This window comes from Pseudomonas sp. F2, from assembly GCF_057174385.1.
On sequence record NZ_CM169904.1, the window covers coordinates 590,277 to 607,526 of the forward strand.

General features: G+C 62.0%; 12 protein-coding genes. 2 read left to right on the forward strand and 10 right to left on the reverse strand.

The genetic code is table 11. The features are described 5' to 3' along the window. Positions 1 to 126 precede the first annotated feature (126 nt). Positions 127 to 1,101, forward strand: a complete 975-nt coding sequence (gene hemB / locus AC193Q_RS02490) for a porphobilinogen synthase (RefSeq protein ID WP_121184653.1) — start codon at positions 127 to 129, stop codon at positions 1,099 to 1,101. 129 nt (positions 1,102 to 1,230) lie between these two features. Here hemB and AC193Q_RS02495 read toward each other — a convergent pair whose 3' ends face one another. Continuing rightward, a complete protein-coding gene (locus AC193Q_RS02495; RefSeq protein WP_121184655.1) occupies positions 1,231 to 2,766 on the reverse strand; it encodes an FAD-dependent oxidoreductase in 1,536 nt (511 codons plus the stop codon). A 213-nt stretch (positions 2,767 to 2,979) separates the two neighbouring features. After that, positions 2,980 to 5,184: a TonB-dependent receptor gene (locus AC193Q_RS02500; RefSeq protein WP_047291496.1), complete on the reverse strand. Its 2,205-nt coding sequence runs from the start codon at positions 5,182 to 5,184 to the stop codon at positions 2,980 to 2,982. Between the two features lie 277 nt (positions 5,185 to 5,461). Here AC193Q_RS02500 and AC193Q_RS02505 point away from each other — a divergent pair, with 277 nt between their 5' ends. Next, positions 5,462 to 6,544, forward strand: a complete 1,083-nt coding sequence (locus AC193Q_RS02505; RefSeq protein WP_121187728.1) for a DUF1615 domain-containing protein — start codon at positions 5,462 to 5,464, stop codon at positions 6,542 to 6,544. A gap of 7 nt (positions 6,545 to 6,551) precedes the next feature. Here the strand turns inward: AC193Q_RS02505 and AC193Q_RS02510 are convergent, their stop codons facing one another. The 8 genes from AC193Q_RS02510 to AC193Q_RS02545 form a co-directional block, all read right to left on the reverse strand. Continuing rightward, a complete protein-coding gene (locus tag AC193Q_RS02510) occupies positions 6,552 to 7,253 on the reverse strand; it encodes an anti-sigma factor (RefSeq protein WP_047291498.1) in 702 nt (233 codons plus the stop codon). Continuing rightward, the gene (locus AC193Q_RS02515; RefSeq protein ID WP_047291500.1) at positions 7,250 to 7,786 is read right to left on the reverse strand and encodes a sigma-70 family RNA polymerase sigma factor; all 537 of its coding nucleotides are present in this window, start codon (positions 7,784 to 7,786) and stop codon (positions 7,250 to 7,252) included. Before AC193Q_RS02515 ends, AC193Q_RS02510 begins: the two co-directional genes overlap by 4 nt. Before the next feature lie 226 nt (positions 7,787 to 8,012). Then, complete coding sequence (locus AC193Q_RS02520; protein ID WP_047291502.1) at positions 8,013 to 8,534, reverse strand: DUF3455 domain-containing protein; 522 nt, start codon at positions 8,532 to 8,534, stop codon at positions 8,013 to 8,015. A 197-nt stretch (positions 8,535 to 8,731) separates the two neighbouring features. Beyond that, a complete protein-coding gene (locus AC193Q_RS02525; protein ID WP_483879108.1) occupies positions 8,732 to 10,336 on the reverse strand; it encodes an ABC transporter ATP-binding protein in 1,605 nt (534 codons plus the stop codon). A gap of 1 nt (position 10,337) precedes the next feature. Then, on the reverse strand, positions 10,338 to 11,360 hold the full coding sequence (locus AC193Q_RS02530; protein ID WP_047291506.1) for an ABC transporter permease: 1,023 nt from the start codon (positions 11,358 to 11,360) through the stop codon (positions 10,338 to 10,340). Next, the gene (locus AC193Q_RS02535) at positions 11,360 to 12,424 is read right to left on the reverse strand and encodes a microcin C ABC transporter permease YejB (protein ID WP_047291509.1); all 1,065 of its coding nucleotides are present in this window, start codon (positions 12,422 to 12,424) and stop codon (positions 11,360 to 11,362) included. The genes AC193Q_RS02530 and AC193Q_RS02535 overlap by 1 nt, the downstream gene beginning before the upstream one ends. 1 nt (position 12,425) lies before the next feature. Beyond that, on the reverse strand, positions 12,426 to 14,291 hold the full coding sequence (locus AC193Q_RS02540) for an extracellular solute-binding protein (RefSeq protein ID WP_483879109.1): 1,866 nt from the start codon (positions 14,289 to 14,291) through the stop codon (positions 12,426 to 12,428). A gap of 149 nt (positions 14,292 to 14,440) precedes the next feature. Continuing rightward, entirely contained in the window at positions 14,441 to 17,152 is a 2,712-nt protein-coding gene (locus AC193Q_RS02545) for a TonB-dependent receptor (protein ID WP_483879110.1), read from the reverse strand. Between the last annotated feature and the right edge of the window lie 98 nt (positions 17,153 to 17,250).

Consider the following 17,250-nt stretch of genomic DNA (forward strand, 5'->3'; position numbering starts at 1 on the left):
TTCCGAGGATTATTGCACCGCCGGTAATGCTGTCTTGATTGATCCAGGTTTGTACCTGCGCACAGCGAAGGCATAAGCTTCGCCCCCTACGACTTTCGTCTCATCTTCCGATTTCAGGAAAGCCTCATGTCCAGCCAGTTCCCCGAAGCACGTCCCCGCCGTCTGCGCCGCAATGCGAGCCTGCGCAGCCTGTTCCAGGAAACCGAGTTCAGCCTGAATGATCTGGTGCTGCCGATTTTCGTCGAAGAAGAAATCGATGACTTTGTGCCGATCAAGAGCATGCCCGGGGTGATGCGCATTCCCGAACGCAAGCTGGCCGGCGAAATCGAGCGTTATGCCCGTGCCGGGATCAAGTCGGTGATGACGTTTGGCGTGTCCCATCATCTGGATGCCAATGGCAGCGACACCTGGCGTGAAGACGGCCTGGTCTCGCGCATGTCGCGAATTGCCAAGGACGCGGTGCCGGAAATGATCGTGATGTCCGACACCTGCTTCTGTGAATACACCGATCACGGCCACTGCGGCGTGATGCACAACCACGAAGTCGACAACGACCAGACCCTGATCAACCTTGGCAAGCAAGCCGTGGCGGCGGCGCATGCCGGTGCTGACGTGATCGCGCCGTCGGCAGCGATGGACGGTCAGGTGCGGGCGATCCGCCAGGCGCTGGACGCCGCCGGGTTCACCCAGATTCCGATCATGGCCTACTCGACCAAATTCGCCTCGGCACTGTATGGCCCGTTCCGCGAAGCCGGCGGCAGCGCGCTGAAGGGTGACCGCAAAAGCTATCAGATGAACCCGATGAACCGCCGTGAAGCCCTGCGCGAATCGCTGCTCGACGAGCAGGAAGGCGCCGATGCGCTGATGGTCAAACCGGCCGGAGCGTACCTCGACATCATCCGCGACATCCGTGAAGCCTCGAACCTGCCACTGTCGGCGTATCAGGTCAGCGGTGAGTACGCGATGATCAAGTTCGGCGCACAGGCCGGTGCAATTGACGAGGATCGCGTGGTGCGCGAGAGCCTGGGCGCAATCAAGCGCGCGGGTGCGGACCTGATCTTCACTTACTTTGCGATGGATCTGGCGCTGGCCGGGATCTGAAGAATACCGCAGAACCCTTGTGGGAGCTGGCTTGCCAGCGATTGCGTCGGCACAGTCAAAATCAATGTTGGCTGATCCATCGCTATCGCTGGCAAGCCAGCTCCCACAGGTATTCAGGGTGTTCTTGGGTCAGGGGCCGTTGAAGTAGGGGCGGATGCCGTGATCCCGGAAATACCGCTCGATCACCTTCGGATCCGCGCTGTTATCGGCAATCGCCACATAGGTATCCGGGCGCAGCAAATAAAACCCGTTACGCCCCAACCCCGCCGTGTCAAACGCCGGACGCCAATCGAACACGTGCAGCGGCAAATGATGTTCGTGGCACCAGGCGATCATCTCGTCGCTGGTGTCGCCGTACACATGCACCTGCCAGCAGGGCTGGCGTAGCGGCTCGTAATTATCGCCCTCACCATCATGCGCCCACGGCAAGCGGTCGCCGCCGTGGACGTGGCCGGCGCTGCCCTGGCTCAGCGGCATGCCGCGGTAGTTGAGGGTGACTTGCGAGACGGTGCGAAAGAGGAATTCGCGGCTGGCGTCGAACGTGGCCATTTTCGGGATCAGAAACGGTGCCAGGCGCGTGCGCAGCAGATCGGCGATGCGCCCCTCGGCGGTGACGAACGTGAATACTTTGTCGGTGGTCGACACCAATCGGCGGGCGAACGCGATGCGCTCGGTTTCGTAAGTGTCGAGCAGTTGCGCCGTGGCGCTGCCGTTGAGCACGGCGGCGAGTTTCCACGCCAGGTTGATTGCATCGCCAATCCCGGTGTTCATGCCCTGGCCGCCGGCGGGGCTGTGCACGTGCGCCGCGTCACCGAGCAGAAACGCCCGACCGCTGCGAAAATGCTCGGCCACGCGGTGATGCACACGGTAGGTGGAGAACCAGTTGACCTCGTCGATGTGTACGTTCAGGTGTTCGATGGCGCGGCGGCTGACGTCGGCGAATTGCAGGGTTTCGGCGCGGTCGGCACGCTCATCGCGCACCGTGCCGATCAATCGCGCACGGCCTTCGCCGGCCAACGGGAAGACGGCGAGAAAATCCGCTTCGTCCAGATCCAGGTGCAAATCACCGTTAAGCGCCGGGCCGCTGGCCTGCACATCCGCGACGTAAAAAATCTGCTGATAGGTGCCGCCCGGGAAACCGGTGTCGAGGGTTTTGCGCACCACCGAACGCGCGCCATCGCAGCCCGCGAGAAAGCATGCCTGACAGATTTCCTGCTGCCCGTCGGGCAAGCGCAGATGCGCGGTGAGGCCGTCGCTGAGTTCTTCAAAACTTTCGAGTTCGGTGTTGCGCTCAACCACCACGTCATAGTCTTCGAGGCGTTCGAGCAGCAGCCGTTCGTGCTGGTCCTGGGGAAAGATTTCGATGAACGAGTAGGGCGTCAGGCCTTCGCCGATGCGCTGCAGCGGCAACTGCGCAACCGGTTTGCCCTTGACCCAGAAGTGCGCCGCCGCGACCTTGTGCCCGTTGCGCACCACGGTGTCGGCCAGATCCAGCTGACGATACAACTCCAGCGTGCGCGCCTGCACCGCCAGCGCCCGCGAGGTGGTGCCGGGCGCGGAGGTCTTGTCGATGATGCGCACGCGCACGCCCAGTTTGCTCAGCCACAGAGCCAGCACCAGACCGGTCGGGCCGGCGCCGATGATCAGAACGTCGCTGCGGTGCATGAGCCTGTCCTCCGTTGGCTGTGGAGCAAGTATGGATCAGATGGAAAGGCTAGCCAGTGCGGGCCTCTTCGCGAGCAGGCTCGCTCCCACAGTCGAACGCATTCCAATGTGGGAGCGAGCTTGCTCGCGAAGGGGGCTTGCCTCCCGCCACAAAAACAAAAAAAGGCCCCGCAACGGTCAAGCTGCGGGGCCTTTGTTACGACGGGATGACGCTTAGAAGTCGATGGTGCCCGACAATTTCGCCACCCGTGGCTCACCCTGGGTCAGATAGCCGCCCTGCGCCGATTCCCAGTACTTCTTGTTGGCCAGGTTTTCGACGCCCAGACGCAGGGTCACGTCTTTCTGCGCGACCTTGAAGGCGTAACGCGCACCGGCATCGAAGCGGTTCCAGGTTGGCAGGCTGAGGTTGTTGGCCGCATCGGCATATTGGCCGCCGGTGCGCAGCATCCGTGCATTCAGCGCCACGCCTTGCAGGCCCGGTACATCCCAGTCGGCGCCGGCGTTGAACTGGAAGCTCGGCACGCCGATGGCGCGGTTGCCGTCGTTGGCACCGTTCTGGGTGTTGCGCAGTTCGGTGTCCATCAGCGTCAGGCCGCTGATCAGGCGCAGGCCGTTGATCGGCTCGCCGAACACGTTCATCTCTACGCCTTTGTTGATCTGCTCGCCTTCACGCACGTAGGTGCAGGTGGTGGCGCTGTTGATTTCGCAGTAACCGTCGCTCGGCTGTTCGATGCGATACACGCCAAGGCTCGCGCCGTAAGTGCCCATGTCGACCTTGACCCCGGCCTCGGTCTGCTTGGAGCGCGCCGGTGCGTAGACTTCGTTGCCGTTGGTCACGCGCAAACCGCCGGTGCTGGTCGGCGAAGTCGGGCCTTGCGCCAGACCTTCGATGTGGTTGGCGTAGAACGACACGTGCTCCCACGGTTTGAAGACAATGCCGTAGACCGGCGTGGTGATCGATTCGTCGTAGCTCGACTTGCGGCTGCCGCTGCCGTAACTGGCGTAGTTGTAGCCTTGCACCACCAGTTGCTGACGACGCAGGCCGGCGGTGATCAGCAGGCGGTCATCGAAGAAACCGAGGGTGTCGGAGAGCGCGAGGCTGCGGTTGAAGGTCTTGCCGACGATGCCCGGATCGCTGAGGTCGCCGCCGGAAAAATTACCGACCGGCGACGGCGTTTCCACCGGGTGGTAGATATTGTTGGCGTACTGGGTCAGGTCGAAATCATAGGCGCTGCGCTGTTCGGCCCACAGGCCGCTCAAACCGAAATTGAGCTTGTGGCTGACCGCGCCGGTGTTGAATTTGCCGTTGAGGCCGGCCATCAGGCTGGTGTTGTCCTCGTCGTGGGGGATGAACGAGCCGGTGGTGTACGAGGCGCCGTTGTTGCCCACCAGCGTGGTTGAGTTGTAGCGGCCGACTTCGCGGGTGTGCTTGGCGCCGCCGGCAACGTACGCGGTCCAGTTGTCGTTCAGGTCGTATTCGGCGCGGAGCATGCCGAAAGTGTCTTCGATGTCGGTGTAGCCCCACTTTGGCGCGTAGTTGGTGTCGGCCGACGGCGCGTCCGGAATGTGCGTGGCGGTGCCGAGGTTGACCGAGTTGCGGCCACCGTTGACGCGTTCTTTCTGGTAGGCGAAGTCACCGGAAATACGCAGCGCGTCACCGCGATAATCGAGGCCGATGGCGAACAGTTTCGAGCGCTGGTTTTCGTGATCGATGCCGGTGTCGCCTTCGCGCTGGGACAGGTTGACCCGCGCGCCAAAGCGGTTGTCTTCGCCGAAACGCTGGCCGATATCGAGGTGCTGACCGATCCGGCCTTCACTGTTGATGTCGGTGGTGTAGCGGCGCAGCGGCTCGTCGCCGGCACGCTTGGGCTGCAGGTTGACGCCACCGCCGATGCCGGAGCCGGTCGGGGTCACGCCATTGATGAAGGCGTTCGGGCCTTTGAACACTTCCACGCGCTCCAGGGCGTCGCTGGAAATGATCTGCCGGGGCAGCACGCCGTAGAGACCGTTATAGGAAATGTCGTCACCGTTCAGCGGCAGGCCGCGAATCATGAACACCTGCGCCTGGTTGGAGAAGCCCGAAGCCTGACGCACGGAGGCATCGTTAAGCAGGACGTCGGCGACGTTTTCCGCCTGTTGGTCCTGAATCAGCTGTTCGGTGTACGACGCGGCGCTGAACGGCACGTCCATCATGTCCTGATTGCCGAGCACGCCGAGTTGACCACCACGGGCGACCTGACCGCCGGAGTAGACCGGGGGCAGGGCGTTGGGCGTCGGTGCCTGGGCGTTGACGTTGACATTGTCGAGCACCAGCGCCTTGCCGTTTTCATCGGCAGCGTGGGCGGTGACGGTCAGGGAGCACAGCAGGGCGAGAAGCGTCGGGCGGAACGGGACAGCGAGTCGAGTTGAAGCGGGCATGTCGATACCTGGAGGCGTACGGCCGGTGAGAAAATTAGAACTGCGCGGGGAACTCCTTGCGCAAATACGACTCCAGGCGCAAATGATAGGAGTTCGCAGTAACGTTTTGCAATCAGTTTGTCATCAATCCGGAAAACACATTCACCTGTAGGAGCTGCCGCAGGCTGCGATCTTTTGATCTTGTCTTTTAGAAACCAAGGCAAAAGATCGCAGCCTGCGGCAGCTCCTACACGGATTGTGTATGGTGTTTCTGGCTTATTGGACTGGATGGAGCAACATGCGATTACTCATTACCCTCGCTGCGCTGCTGGCGCTCGCCGGTTGTGCCGGCCAGCGCAGTCAGGAGCCGGCGCCGCGTGCGCCCGCCGAAGTGAAGGCCGAAATAGTGCGGCTGATGCCGGCCAAAGTGCCCGACCGCGAGGGCTGGGCCACCGACATCTACGCCGCGTTCGCCGCTCAGCACATCAGCCCGACCACACAGAATCTCTGTTCAGTGCTGGCCGTGGCCGAGCAGGAATCGACCTATCAGGTCGACCCGACGGTGCCGGGGCTGGGCAAGATCGCTCGCGACGAAATCGACCGTCGTGCCGCCAAAGTGCATATCCCCGGCCTGTTGGTCAGCGGCGCACTGCAAGTGCGCTCCACCAACGGCAAGACCTACAGCGAACGCTTGAACGCGGCGCGCAGTGAAAAAGAACTCAGCGCCATTTTTGATGACTTCATCGGCAGGGTGCCGATGGGCCGCACCTTGTTCGGTGGCTTCAACCCGGTACACACCGCCGGACCGATGCAGGTCAGTATCGAATTCGCTGAGCAGCACGCCAAGGACTATCCATACCCGGTAGACGGCACGATCCGCCACGAAGTGTTCACCCGCCGAGGCGGAATGTACTTCGGCATCGCGCATTTGCTTGGCTACCCGGTGAGTTACCGCGAGCCGCTGTATCGCTTCGCCGACTTCAACGCCGGCTGGTACGCCAGCCGCAATGCCGCGTTCCAGAACGCCGTCAGCCGAGCCTCGGGCATCCCGCTGGCGCTGGATGGCGACTTGATCCGCTACGACTCGATCATGCCCGGCAGCACCGAACTGGCGGTGCGCACCCTCGGCAAAGCGCTGGGCCTGCGTAACCCGACGATTCGCGATCAACTGGAGAAAGGCAAGACCCTGGAGTTCGACGAGACTCAACTCTACCAGCGCGTGTTTGAACTGGCCGAGAAGGCGGAAGGCAAGTCCTTGCCGCGCGCGGTATTGCCAGGGATCGTCCTGCAGAGCCCGAAAATCACCCGCAAACTGACCACGGCGTGGTTCGCCAAACGCGTGGATGAGCGCTACAAGCGCTGCATGGCCAAGGCCGGTTAACGCGGGTTCAAAGCACTTTGACGGCGCGGCCGATCGCCTGAATCGGCCCGGTCGGTTTACCGATCGGCGAGCCATTGGCGCCTTCCAGCGTCAGCTCGAACAGCTGATTCGGTTGCAGCGGCGGCAGCTTGTCCAGCGGCACCGACAGCGCCTGGCCCGGCTTGACCAGCCCCAGCGACACCGGCCCTTGCCAGCCGTCAGCCTTGGTCCAGAACTCCAGCGCCTTGTCCGCCGGCACTTCGACCACGCCCAGCGGGATCAGCTGAATTTCCCGGGCGTTGCTGGCCTGAATCACCCAGCCCGGCGCCTTGTCCTGCGGCGCGACCAGCACCACCAGATAACTGGGTTTCGGCGTGGTCTGGGTCAGCAGAATCGAGCCCAGGATCAGCGTCGCAGCCAGTCCGAACGCACTCAGCCCACGCCACAGCGGCAGCAGATTCCACCATGAGGTGGGCGCCGGAGCCGGTGTTTTTCGTGAGCGTTGCTCGACACTGCGCTCGATACGCGGCCACAAGTGCGGCGATGGCTGCTGCGTCCCGGCGAGATCGGTCAGGTCGAGCAAGCGCCGCTCCCACGCGTCCACCGCCGCTTGCAGTTCGGGCTCGTGGGGCAAGCGTCGTTGCACCGCTTCACGCTCCGGCGCCGACAGGGTGCCGAGCACGTATTCACTGGCCAGTTCATCGCGTTCCTGCGCCGCTTCAGTGGTCATCCCATGCACTCCCGCAAAGCGTTGAGGCTGCGTTTGATCCAGGCTTTGACCGTGCCCAGCGGCGTGCCCAATCGTTGGGAAATCTGCGCGTGGCTGTAGCCATCGACATAGGCGTGGAGGATGCAGCTTCGGCGTTGTGGGTCGAGTTGTTCCAGGCAGCGATGGATGCGCCCCGAATGCGCCTGGGCATAGAAGCCGTCATCTTCTTCGGCAGGCATTTCATGATCTTCGCTGAACGGCGTCTCCCGAGCCTGATTGCGCAGCAGATTCAGCGCCAGATGCCGGGTCACGCTGAACATCCAGCCCCGCGCCGAGCCGCGCGCCGGATCGAACTGCGCCGCACCGTTCCAGATCTTGATGAATGCTTCATGCACGATGTCTTCGGCCAGCGCCGTGTCACGTAGCAGCCGCTTGGCCACGCCGAGCAGGCGCGGGCCTTCCTGCACATATAAATCGCGCAGGGCCGAGTGCTCGCCGCGGGCGCAGGCCGTGAGACGGGCTTCGTAATCGAACAGCGGTTCAGGCAAAGACATGGGGTGCAATCTAGCTCACATTCTTCAAACATCCAGCCAACAGTCTTCTACTGTGGGAGCGAGCCTTTGTGGTGAGGGGATTCATCCCCGACCGGCTGCACAGCAGCCGTAACCGTTGGTTGCGATGAATTCCTGCTTCCGCAGTTGCCGGATTTTGGGGCGCTTCGCGCCCCATCGGGGATGAATCCCCTCGCCACCAGTTCGCTCCCATAGAAGCATCAAGGAGCTAGTTCGCCGCCCAGAAAATGTAGTCGGCCTGATATTTCACCACTTCCTGTTTGCCCTTGTTCGCCACCGTGCATTCGCTGCCCGGGGCCACGCCGCCCTTGAGCGCGACACGCTGGATGTAACTCACGCCACTCATCGCGCCTTTGCCTTCGGCGGGGTTGGCCTTGACCAGTTGATAGGGCAGGTTGCCCGGGCTCGACGGGGCGACGGCCAATTGCGTACCGGTGACTTTCGAACCGTCCTTGGCCTGCCAGGTGGCGGGCGGGCCGAAGTAGGTGCCGACTTGCTGGCCGCTGCGATCATTGAGCACCGCTTTCGGGCCGACGAAGGTCCACTCGGTTTGTCCGACCGCGTTGGGCTTGTCGCGGCATTCATAGGTGATCTCGCCGACGCCGGTGGTTTCCATGGCGATCTTGTGGCCTTCCGGGACTTTGATCGCGTCGGGATAGCTGCTCTGGGCGAAGGTTGTCGAGGACAGGGCGAGCAAACCGGTGAGGCCAATCAGTTGAGTGATGTTCATCTGTGTTATCTCCGAAAGGGGTAAACCGCTGACAGCCGAAGAGGGCTGCTACTGGAACTACCCGTGACGGAGGCGTTTGGATGCAGTGCCCGAAAAATATTCTCCAGGCCCCACCAATCCCCTGTAGGAGCTGCCGCAGGCTGCGATCTTTCGCTCTTGAAAAAACAACATCAAAAGATCGCAGCCTGCGTCAGCTCCTACACAAGCTCGGCAGTTTTACGCGGGACGCTCAGGCCGGAGGCTTTCAGCAGTTCCTGGGTGTAGGGATGCTGCGGCGCAGCAAATATCTCCCGCGACGCCCCTTGCTCGACCACCTGGCCGTCCTTGATCACCAGCAAGTCATGAGCCAGTGCCTGCACCATCGCCAGGTCATGGCTGATGAACAGATAGGTCAGCCCATGCTTGATCTGCAATTGTCGCAACAGCTCCACCACTTGTTTCTGCACCGTGCGATCCAGCGCCGAGGTCGGTTCGTCGAGCAGGATTAGCGCCGGCTCCAGCACCAGTGCGCGGGCGATGGAGATGCGCTGGCGCTGGCCGCCGGAAAATTCGTGGGGGTAGCGATGGCGACTCTTCGGGTCGAGGCCGACTTCCTCCAGTACGCGAATCACCGCCGCCTCGCGCTCGGCCTCGGTGCCGATGCCGTGAGTCAGCAGACCTTCGGCAATGATCTGCTGCACCGACATGCGCGGGCTCAGGCTGCCGAACGGGTCCTGGAACACCACTTGAATCTGCCGCCGCAACGGGCGCATCAAACGCTGATTGAGCAGGCTCAGTTGCTTGTTGCCGAAGCGGATCTCGCCCTCGGATTCCACCAGCCGCAGGATCGCCTGGCCCAGCGTGGATTTGCCCGAACCGGATTCGCCGACAATCCCCAACGTTTTGCCGCGTTGCAGGCGGAAGCTGACGCCGTCCACCGCTTTGATGTACGCCTGCGAACGACTGAACAGTGCCTTGGGCAGTGGAAACCAGACCTTCAGATCATCGACTTCCAGCAGATTGTGTTGATACGCACTTGGCACCGGAGCACCGCTGGGTTCGGCTTCGATCAACAAGCGACTGTAAGGATGTTGCGGGGTGCGAAACAGTGTCTCGCAGTCGGCCTGTTCGACGATTTCGCCGTGGCGCATCACGCACACCCGTTGCGCGATGCGTCGCACCAGATTCAGATCGTGACTGATCAGCAACAGTGACATGCCCAGGCGTTGTTGCAGTTCGATCAACAGCTCAAGAATCTTCTGCTGCACGGTCACGTCCAGCGCGGTGGTCGGTTCATCGGCGATCAGCAGTTCCGGCTCGTTGGCCAGCGCCATGGCGATCATCACCCGTTGCCGTTGTCCGCCCGACAGCTGATGCGGATAGGCTTTCAAGCGCTGCAAAGGCTGGCGAATACCGACCAGTTCCAGCAGCTCCAGCGTCCGCTCACGTGCCGCGCGACCCTTCAGGCCTTTATGAATCTCCAGCACTTCACTGACTTGCTTTTCCACCGTGTGCAACGGGTTCAGCGAGGTCATCGGCTCCTGGAAAATCATCGCAATCCGGTTGCCGCGTAAACCGCGCAGGTGTTGCTCACTGGCCTGCAGCAAGTTCACTCCGCTGTAAGTTATCGAACCGCTGCTGCTGACGCTTTTACCTGGCAATAAACGCAGGATCGAATGCGCCGTGACCGACTTGCCCGAGCCGGACTCACCGACCAGCGCCAGACATTCACCACGGCGAATGTCGAGGTTCAAACCGTGCACCACGGCCTGCTCGCCAAAGGCTACACGCAGGTCGCGAATCTCGATCAAATGGTTTTGCATGTCAGCTCCTCGGATCAAACGCGTCTCGGCAAGCCTCACCGATGAACACCAACAACGACAGAATCAGCGCCAAGGCAAAAAATGCCGTCAGGCCCAGCCACGGCGCCTGCAGATTGCGTTTGGCCTGGCCAATCAGTTCGCCCAGTGAGGCGGTGCCCGCCGGCATGCCGAAGCCAAGAAAATCCAGCGCGGTGAGGGTGGCGATGGCGCCGGTCAGAATGAATGGCAAATAGGTCAGGGTAGAGGTCATTGCGTTGGGCAGGATGTGCCGCCACATCAGCTCACTGTCGGTCAGCCCCAGCGCCCGCGCGGCTTTGACGTATTCCAGATTGCGTCCACGGAGGAACTCGGCGCGCACCACATCCACCAGCGCCAGCCAGGAAAACAGCGCCATGATCCCCAGCAGCCACCAGAAACTCGGCGAGACAAACCCGGACAGAATAATCAGCAGGTACAGCACCGGCAGTCCCGACCAGATCTCCAGCAGCCGTTGCCCGAGCAAATCCACCCAACCGCCGTAATAACCCTGCAACGCGCCGGCAACGATACCGACCAACGCACTGATGCCGGTGAGGATCAGCGCAAACAGGATCGAAATTCGTGTGCCGAAAATCACTCGCGCCAACACGTCCCGCGCCTGATCGTCGGTGCCCAGCCAGTTGCTCGCCGAGGGCGGGCTTGGCGCCGGTTCGGTGAGGTCGTAGTTGACGGTGTCGTAGCTGAACGGAATCGGCGGAAACAGCATCCAGCCGCCCTGATCCTCGATCAGCGAGTGCACGTAAGCGCTGGCGTAATCCGGCTGGAACGGCAGCTCGCCGCCGAAATCGGTTTCCAGGTAATCGCTGAGGATCGGGAAGTACAAAGCGCCGTGGTAGCGGATCACCAACGGTTTGTCGTTGGCAATCAGTTCGCCGCCAAGGCAGATCAGGCACAGGCCAATGAACAGCCACAGCGACCAGCGTCCACGACGGTTGGCCTTGAACTGCGCGACCCGGCGCTGACCCAGAGGAGAGAGTGTGAACATCAGGCAGTCCTCGCCGAGAAGTCGATGCGCGGGTCGAGCAGGGTGTAGCTGAGGTCGCCGATCAGCTTGATCAACAGGCCGAACAAGGTGAACAGGAACAGCGCGCCGAACACCACCGGATAGTCCCGCGACACCGCCGCTTCGTAACTCATGCGCCCGAGGCCATCGAGGTTGAAAAGGGTTTCGATCAGCAAGGAGCCAGCGAAAAACACTTCGATCAGCGCCGACGGCACACCCGCCACCACCAGCAGCATGGCGTTGCGAAACACGTGGCCGTAAAGCACGCGGCGTTCGGTCAGCCCCTTGGCCCGTGCGGTAATCACGTACTGGCGGCTGATCTCGTTGAGGAAGCTGTTTTTGGTGAGGATGGTCAGGGTGGCGAAGCCACCGATGACCAGCGCCGTGACCGGCAACACCAGGTGCCAGAGGTAGTCGCCGACCTTGCCCAAGGTGCTGAGGCTGTCGAAGTTATCCGACACCAGCCCTTGCACCGGGAACCAGTTGACGTAGCTGCCGCCGGCGAACACCACGATCAGCAGAATCGCAAACAGAAACGCCGGCATCGCGTAGCCGATGATGATCGCGGTGCTGCTCCAGACATCGAATGCGCTGCCGTTCCTGATCGCTTTGCGAATGCCCAGCGGGATCGAAATCAGGTAGGTGATCAGCGTCGCCCACACGCCGAGCGACAACGACACCGGCAGTTTCTGCAGGATCAGATCGGTGACCTTGGCACCGCGAAAGAAACTGCTGCCCAGATCCAGCTGCGCGTAATTTTTCAGCATCAGCCACAGGCGTTCGTGCATCGGCTTGTCGAAACCGTAGTGGTGTTTGATTTCCTCGATCAGCGCCGGGTCGAGGCCACGGCTGCTGCGCCCGGCACCGCCCGTCGCAGCGACTTCGCCACCACCGCCCATGCTGTGCCCGCCGAAACCTTGCAGACGCGCGATGGCTTGTTCCACCGGGCCGCCCGGCGCGGCCTGCACGATGAGGAAATTGACCACCAGAATGCACAGCAGCGTAGGGATGATCAGCAGTAAACGTCGACTCAGATAACGCAGCATGTCACTGGCCCCCCGCAAGCTGGGCGTGCATCTGTTGCGTGGTCAACGGCTTGGCCGAGACCTCCCACCAGGTGTTGAGGCCTTCGTCGTAAGCCGGTTGCACCGGCGGCATGCCGAAGCGGTTCTGATACACCGTCGGCGTGCCTTTGGAGTAGTAGTTGGGAATCATGTAGTAACCCCATTGCAGCACCCGGTCGAGGGCGCGGGCGTAATGCACCATGGCGTCGCGGGTGTCGGCCTTGACCAGCCCGTCGATCAGTTGATCGACCGCCGGGTTGGCCAGCACCATTGAGTTGGAACTGCCGACCTGCGTGGCACTTTGCGAGGCGTACAGGCTGTACAGTTCGCGGCCGGGGGAGACGATCGGATCGCCACTGCGCGGGAAACTGGTGACGATCATGTCGTAGTCGCGGGCGTTGAGCCGATTGACGTATTGCGCCGAATCGATCCGCCGTAGATTCAGGGTGATGCCGATCTGCGCGAGGGTGCGTTTGAATGGCAACAGCATGCGGTCGAAGCCGCCCTGACCGTCGAGGAAGGTGAACGCCAGCGGCTCGCCAGCGGCGTTGACCAATCGGCTGTGTTGCGGCGTCCAGCCCGCCTCGGCGAGCAGCTTCAGCGCCTGCAACTGCTTGTCGCGTATGTAGCCGCTGCCGTCGGTTTTCGGCGCCTGATAGACCTCGGTGAACACCTCGTCCGGGATCTGCCCGCGCAACGGTTCGAGGATCTTCAATTCCTCGGCGTCGGGCAGGGCGGTGGCGGCCATTTCACTCTTCGGCCAGAAGCTGTTCTGACGCACGTAGAAGCCGCGCATCATCTGCTTGTTGGTCCACTCGAAATCCCACAGCAGACTGATCGCCTGACGCACGCGGCGATCCTGAAAAATCGGGTTTTGCAGGTTGAACACGAAGCCTTGCGCCGCCGTGGGTTTTTCCGGGGCGAGAATCGCCTGTTGCAAACGCCCGTCACGCAATGCCGGGCTGTCGTAGCCGACCACGTAACCGGACGAAGAAAACTCGCGGTTGTAATCGAACGCACCGGCCTGCAGCAGTTGGCGAGCGACGTCGGTGTCGCCGTAGAAATTCACCGTGAGCGTGTCGAAGTTGTACATCCCGCGACTGACCGGCAGGTCCTTGCCCCACCAGTCCGGGTCGCGCTGGAAACTGATGCTGCGCCCGGCGTCGACCTTGCTCACGCGATACGGGCCGCTGCCCAGCGGCGGTTCGAAGCCGCCGCCGTTGGCGAAATCGCGCGTCTTCCACCAGTGTTCGGGCACCACGCGCAGCGTCGCCAGGTCCAGCGCCAGGGTGCGGTTGAGGTTGTTCTTGAAGGTGAAACGCACCTGCCGTGGACCTTCGATCAGCACGTCCTGCACATCGGCGTACTGCTGGCGATAACTGAGGCTGCCCTTGGTCATCAGCAGGTTGAAGGTGTAGCGCACGTCTTCGGCGGTGATCGGCGTACCGTCGGCGAAGCGGGCCTTGGGGTTCAGGGTGAAGCGCACCCAGAGCCCCTCGGGATCGCGTTCCATTTGTTGCGCGACCAGTGCGTAAACGGTGTAGGGCTCGTCCAGCGAACGGAACGCCAGCGGCGCATACACCCAGTCGTTGACCTGCACCACGGAAATGCCCTGATCGGCATACGGGGTGATGTAGTTGTACTGGCCGATTTCCATCGACGCCCGGCTGAGCGAGCCGCCCTTGGGCGCGTCGGGATCGACGAAATCGAAATGCTGGAAGCCCGCCGGATACTTCGGCGCCTCGCCGTACACCGTCAACGCATAACCGCCGCCGGCCAGCGCCGAAGTGCCAGTGCACAGCAGCGCACTGCCGAGCAGCAGGCCAGCCATGTTGCGCAAAAAACTCATGAGGTCACCCTGAAAATCCCTGAAGAAACCCGGTTCCCATGTGGGAGCTGGCTTGCCAGCGATAGCGGTATGTCAGTGAAGTACATGTCGACTGATACGACGCTATCGCTGGCAAGCCAGCTCCCACAGGGTTTTTTGGCGCTCGTTCTTTAGAAGTGATACGTCATGCGCGCAAACAGCGTGCGGCCCAGCGGGTCGGTGTAGCGCGGGTCATAGCCGCTCTGGAAGTTGTAGGCCTGGTTGGAGAACGGTGGGTTGCGGTCGAACATGTTCTTCATCCCGGCATCGACATCCAGCACCTTGTTGAAGGTGTAGCCGGCCGACAGGTCCCACACCGAATACGACGCCACGCGTGCGTGGGTATCGCGGTCGTAGTCGTTGTAACCGGTGGTGAAGCGGTTGGTCAGCGACGCCCTTGCGGCGCCGAAGGTCCAGCTGCCGGTGAGGTTGTGTTTCCAGCGCGCGATCACGCCGTCCCCTTCGAAGTCGCCGACCTTGTCGGTGAACGGGCCTTTGATGGTGCTCTGGAAGTCGTACTCGTCAACATAGGTGCCTTGCAGGCCCAGACCGAACTGACCGTACGGGGTGTTGGGGAAACGATAGTCCAGCGACACATCGACGCCGTTGGTCTCGACGATGCCGAGGTTGGCATTGCCGGTGACGATGTAGTTAAGCGTGCCGTCGGCGTTGCGCACGAAGCGATCCGGGTAGCTGCCGGCCTGATCGAACACGGTGGACTCGGGGAACGGCTGGATCTGGTTGGAAATATGAATCCACCAGAAATCCAGGCCCACGGAAAGGTTGCTGACCGGTTGATAGACGAAGCCCAGCGTCACGTTGCGCGCCTTCTCCGGAGCCAGATCTTCATTGCCGCCGATCTGATTGAGGAACTGCTGACCGCAATCGCGCCCGCCGTTGCCGCCCGGTTGCACCACGCCGCCGGTACACAGCACCGGATCGTTGTAGTAGCCCTGGGTGTAGGTGATGCTGCGTGGCGAATACAGCTCGTAGAGCGACGGCGCCCGGAAGCCTTCGCTGTACGCGCCACGCACCACCAGCTCTTTGAGCGGCTGATAACGGAACGAGTATTTCGGGTTGGTGGTGCTGCCGAAGTCGCTGTATTTGTCGTGACGCACAGCGGCGGACAGTTCGAGGCTGTCGAGCACCGGCACATTGATTTCGGCGTACGCGGCTTTCACGCTGCGGTCGCCCTCGACGCTGCCGGCCGGGTCGATACCGAGGCTCTGGATGTCGCCGGCAAACTGCTCGAAATCCTGATGGAATTTCTCTTTGCGGTACTCGCCACCCAGCGCCAGACCGGCCGGCCCGGCACCGAACCAGTCACCGATCTCGCGACTGACCCGTCCGTCAAAACCGGCCACGCGGCCAACGGCGGTGGAGTAGGCGCCGTGGTACATCGCGGCGTCGATGTACTGCTGACCGGCGGCGGATTGCGGGCCGAACGGGTTGAGCAGACCACTGGCCAGACCGTTGATCATCGCCTGATCGCTGACATAGCCGCTGGTGACGCTGGAGACGATTTTGTTCTGGTTGTACGAGGCGCCGACGTTGTAATCCCAGCCGCCGACCAGACCGTCGAAGCTCAACAGAAAGCGCTGGCTGGTGTTTTGGTCTTTCGATTCCCGTGGGCCGGCGGCGGTTTCGCGCCAGTTCACATCGACCGGTTGCGTCGGGTCGAGAGCGAAACCGGTCGGGGCGGGGGTGATGCCATTGCCGGGGTAGTACGGCGACGAGGAATCCAGGCTCAGGCCGGTGAGCGGGGCCGGGCCGACCGCGGTGGCGTTGTTGTTGCGTGACCAGAAGTATTCGAGGTTGACGTTGTGATCGTCGCCGAGTTTGCCGGTGGTCTTGCCGAAGAACGAGGTCTTCTCGGTTTGCGGAATCAGGTCGATGTATTCGCGGGTGCTGAAGCGGCACAGCCCATCGCGCGCGACCAGGTTCGGACCATTGCAATTGCTGTTGGCCAACGGGTTGGTGGCGTTGCCGTTCTGGCTGTAGTTGCCGGGGAACGCGGTGCCGGAGGTCTGGTCCAGGCCACGACCAGGGTCGTAGTCGCGGGCGAAGGAGCGGTCGTTGGCGTCGAGGTTCTGTTGCTTGTTGTAGTTGAACACGCCGAGCACGTTGAAGCGGTCTTCTTCCAGATCGCCATAGCCCCAACTGGCGCTCATGTCTTTGGTGGCACCGCCGCCGCTGTGGGTCGGGGTTTCGCCACCGAGGGTGAGCTGGCCGTCGGTCAGGGATTTTTTGGTGATGAAGTTGATCACGCCGCCGATGGCGTCGGTGCCGTACAGGGCTGATGCGCCGTCGCGCAGAACCTCCACGCGCTCGATGGCGGCAAACGGGATCATGTTCAGATCCACCGCGCCGCCGGCCGAGTTGGTGCCGGACAAGGCGTTGTTGGCCAGGCGCCGACCGTTGAGCAGCACCAGCGTCTTGTTTGCGCCGATGCCGCGCATGTCGGCAAACGAAGCGCCACCGGTGGCGGCGCCGACCGAGCCTGCGCTGTTGTTGATCGACTGGCTGCCGGTGATCCGCTGCACCAGTTCGGCGGTGGTAGTCACGCCCTGTTTGCGCAGCTCATCGGCTTTCAGAATGGTGATCGGCACGGCCGTTTCCGCATCGACCCGGCGAATCGCCGAGCCGGTCACTTCCACCCGTTGCAATTGTGTGGTCGGTGCCACCACTGCGGCTGCAGCGGGAACGGCGACGTTGTCGTCCTCGGCGGCTTGCACGGTCCCGGCGCCCATCCCCATGGCCACCAGGTACAACGGAACAAAACGGTGACGAGAAATCGTTGCCACCAAAGGTTTGAGCGTGAAGCGTGGAGTGTTCATCAGCATGGTTGTTTCCGACTTGATCAGACGTTATCGAATTGGCCTTGTGAGCCCCTCATTGCTCCGCTTTCGGTGATACCGCATGCGGAAAGCCACTTTCTTCA

What these genes read in the sequence shown, in the direction of transcription:
- hemB (WP_121184653.1), top strand. Translation starts at nt 127, where the DNA reads ATGTCCAGCCAGTTCCCCGAAGCACGTCCCCGCCGTCTGCGCCGCAAT.
- AC193Q_RS02495 (WP_121184655.1), bottom strand. Translation starts at nt 2,766, where the DNA reads ATGCACCGCAGCGACGTTCTGATCATCGGCGCCGGCCCGACCGGTCTG.
- AC193Q_RS02500 (WP_047291496.1), bottom strand. Translation starts at nt 5,184, where the DNA reads ATGCCCGCTTCAACTCGACTCGCTGTCCCGTTCCGCCCGACGCTTCTC.
- AC193Q_RS02505 (WP_121187728.1), top strand. Translation starts at nt 5,462, where the DNA reads ATGCGATTACTCATTACCCTCGCTGCGCTGCTGGCGCTCGCCGGTTGT.
- AC193Q_RS02510 (WP_047291498.1), bottom strand. Translation starts at nt 7,253, where the DNA reads ATGACCACTGAAGCGGCGCAGGAACGCGATGAACTGGCCAGTGAATAC.
- AC193Q_RS02515 (WP_047291500.1), bottom strand. Translation starts at nt 7,786, where the DNA reads ATGTCTTTGCCTGAACCGCTGTTCGATTACGAAGCCCGTCTCACGGCC.
- AC193Q_RS02520 (WP_047291502.1), bottom strand. Translation starts at nt 8,534, where the DNA reads ATGAACATCACTCAACTGATTGGCCTCACCGGTTTGCTCGCCCTGTCC.
- AC193Q_RS02525 (WP_483879108.1), bottom strand. Translation starts at nt 10,336, where the DNA reads ATGCAAAACCATTTGATCGAGATTCGCGACCTGCGTGTAGCCTTTGGC.
- AC193Q_RS02530 (WP_047291506.1), bottom strand. Translation starts at nt 11,360, where the DNA reads ATGTTCACACTCTCTCCTCTGGGTCAGCGCCGGGTCGCGCAGTTCAAG.
- AC193Q_RS02535 (WP_047291509.1), bottom strand. Translation starts at nt 12,424, where the DNA reads ATGCTGCGTTATCTGAGTCGACGTTTACTGCTGATCATCCCTACGCTG.
- AC193Q_RS02540 (WP_483879109.1), bottom strand. Translation starts at nt 14,291, where the DNA reads ATGAGTTTTTTGCGCAACATGGCTGGCCTGCTGCTCGGCAGTGCGCTG.
- AC193Q_RS02545 (WP_483879110.1), bottom strand. Translation starts at nt 17,152, where the DNA reads ATGCTGATGAACACTCCACGCTTCACGCTCAAACCTTTGGTGGCAACG.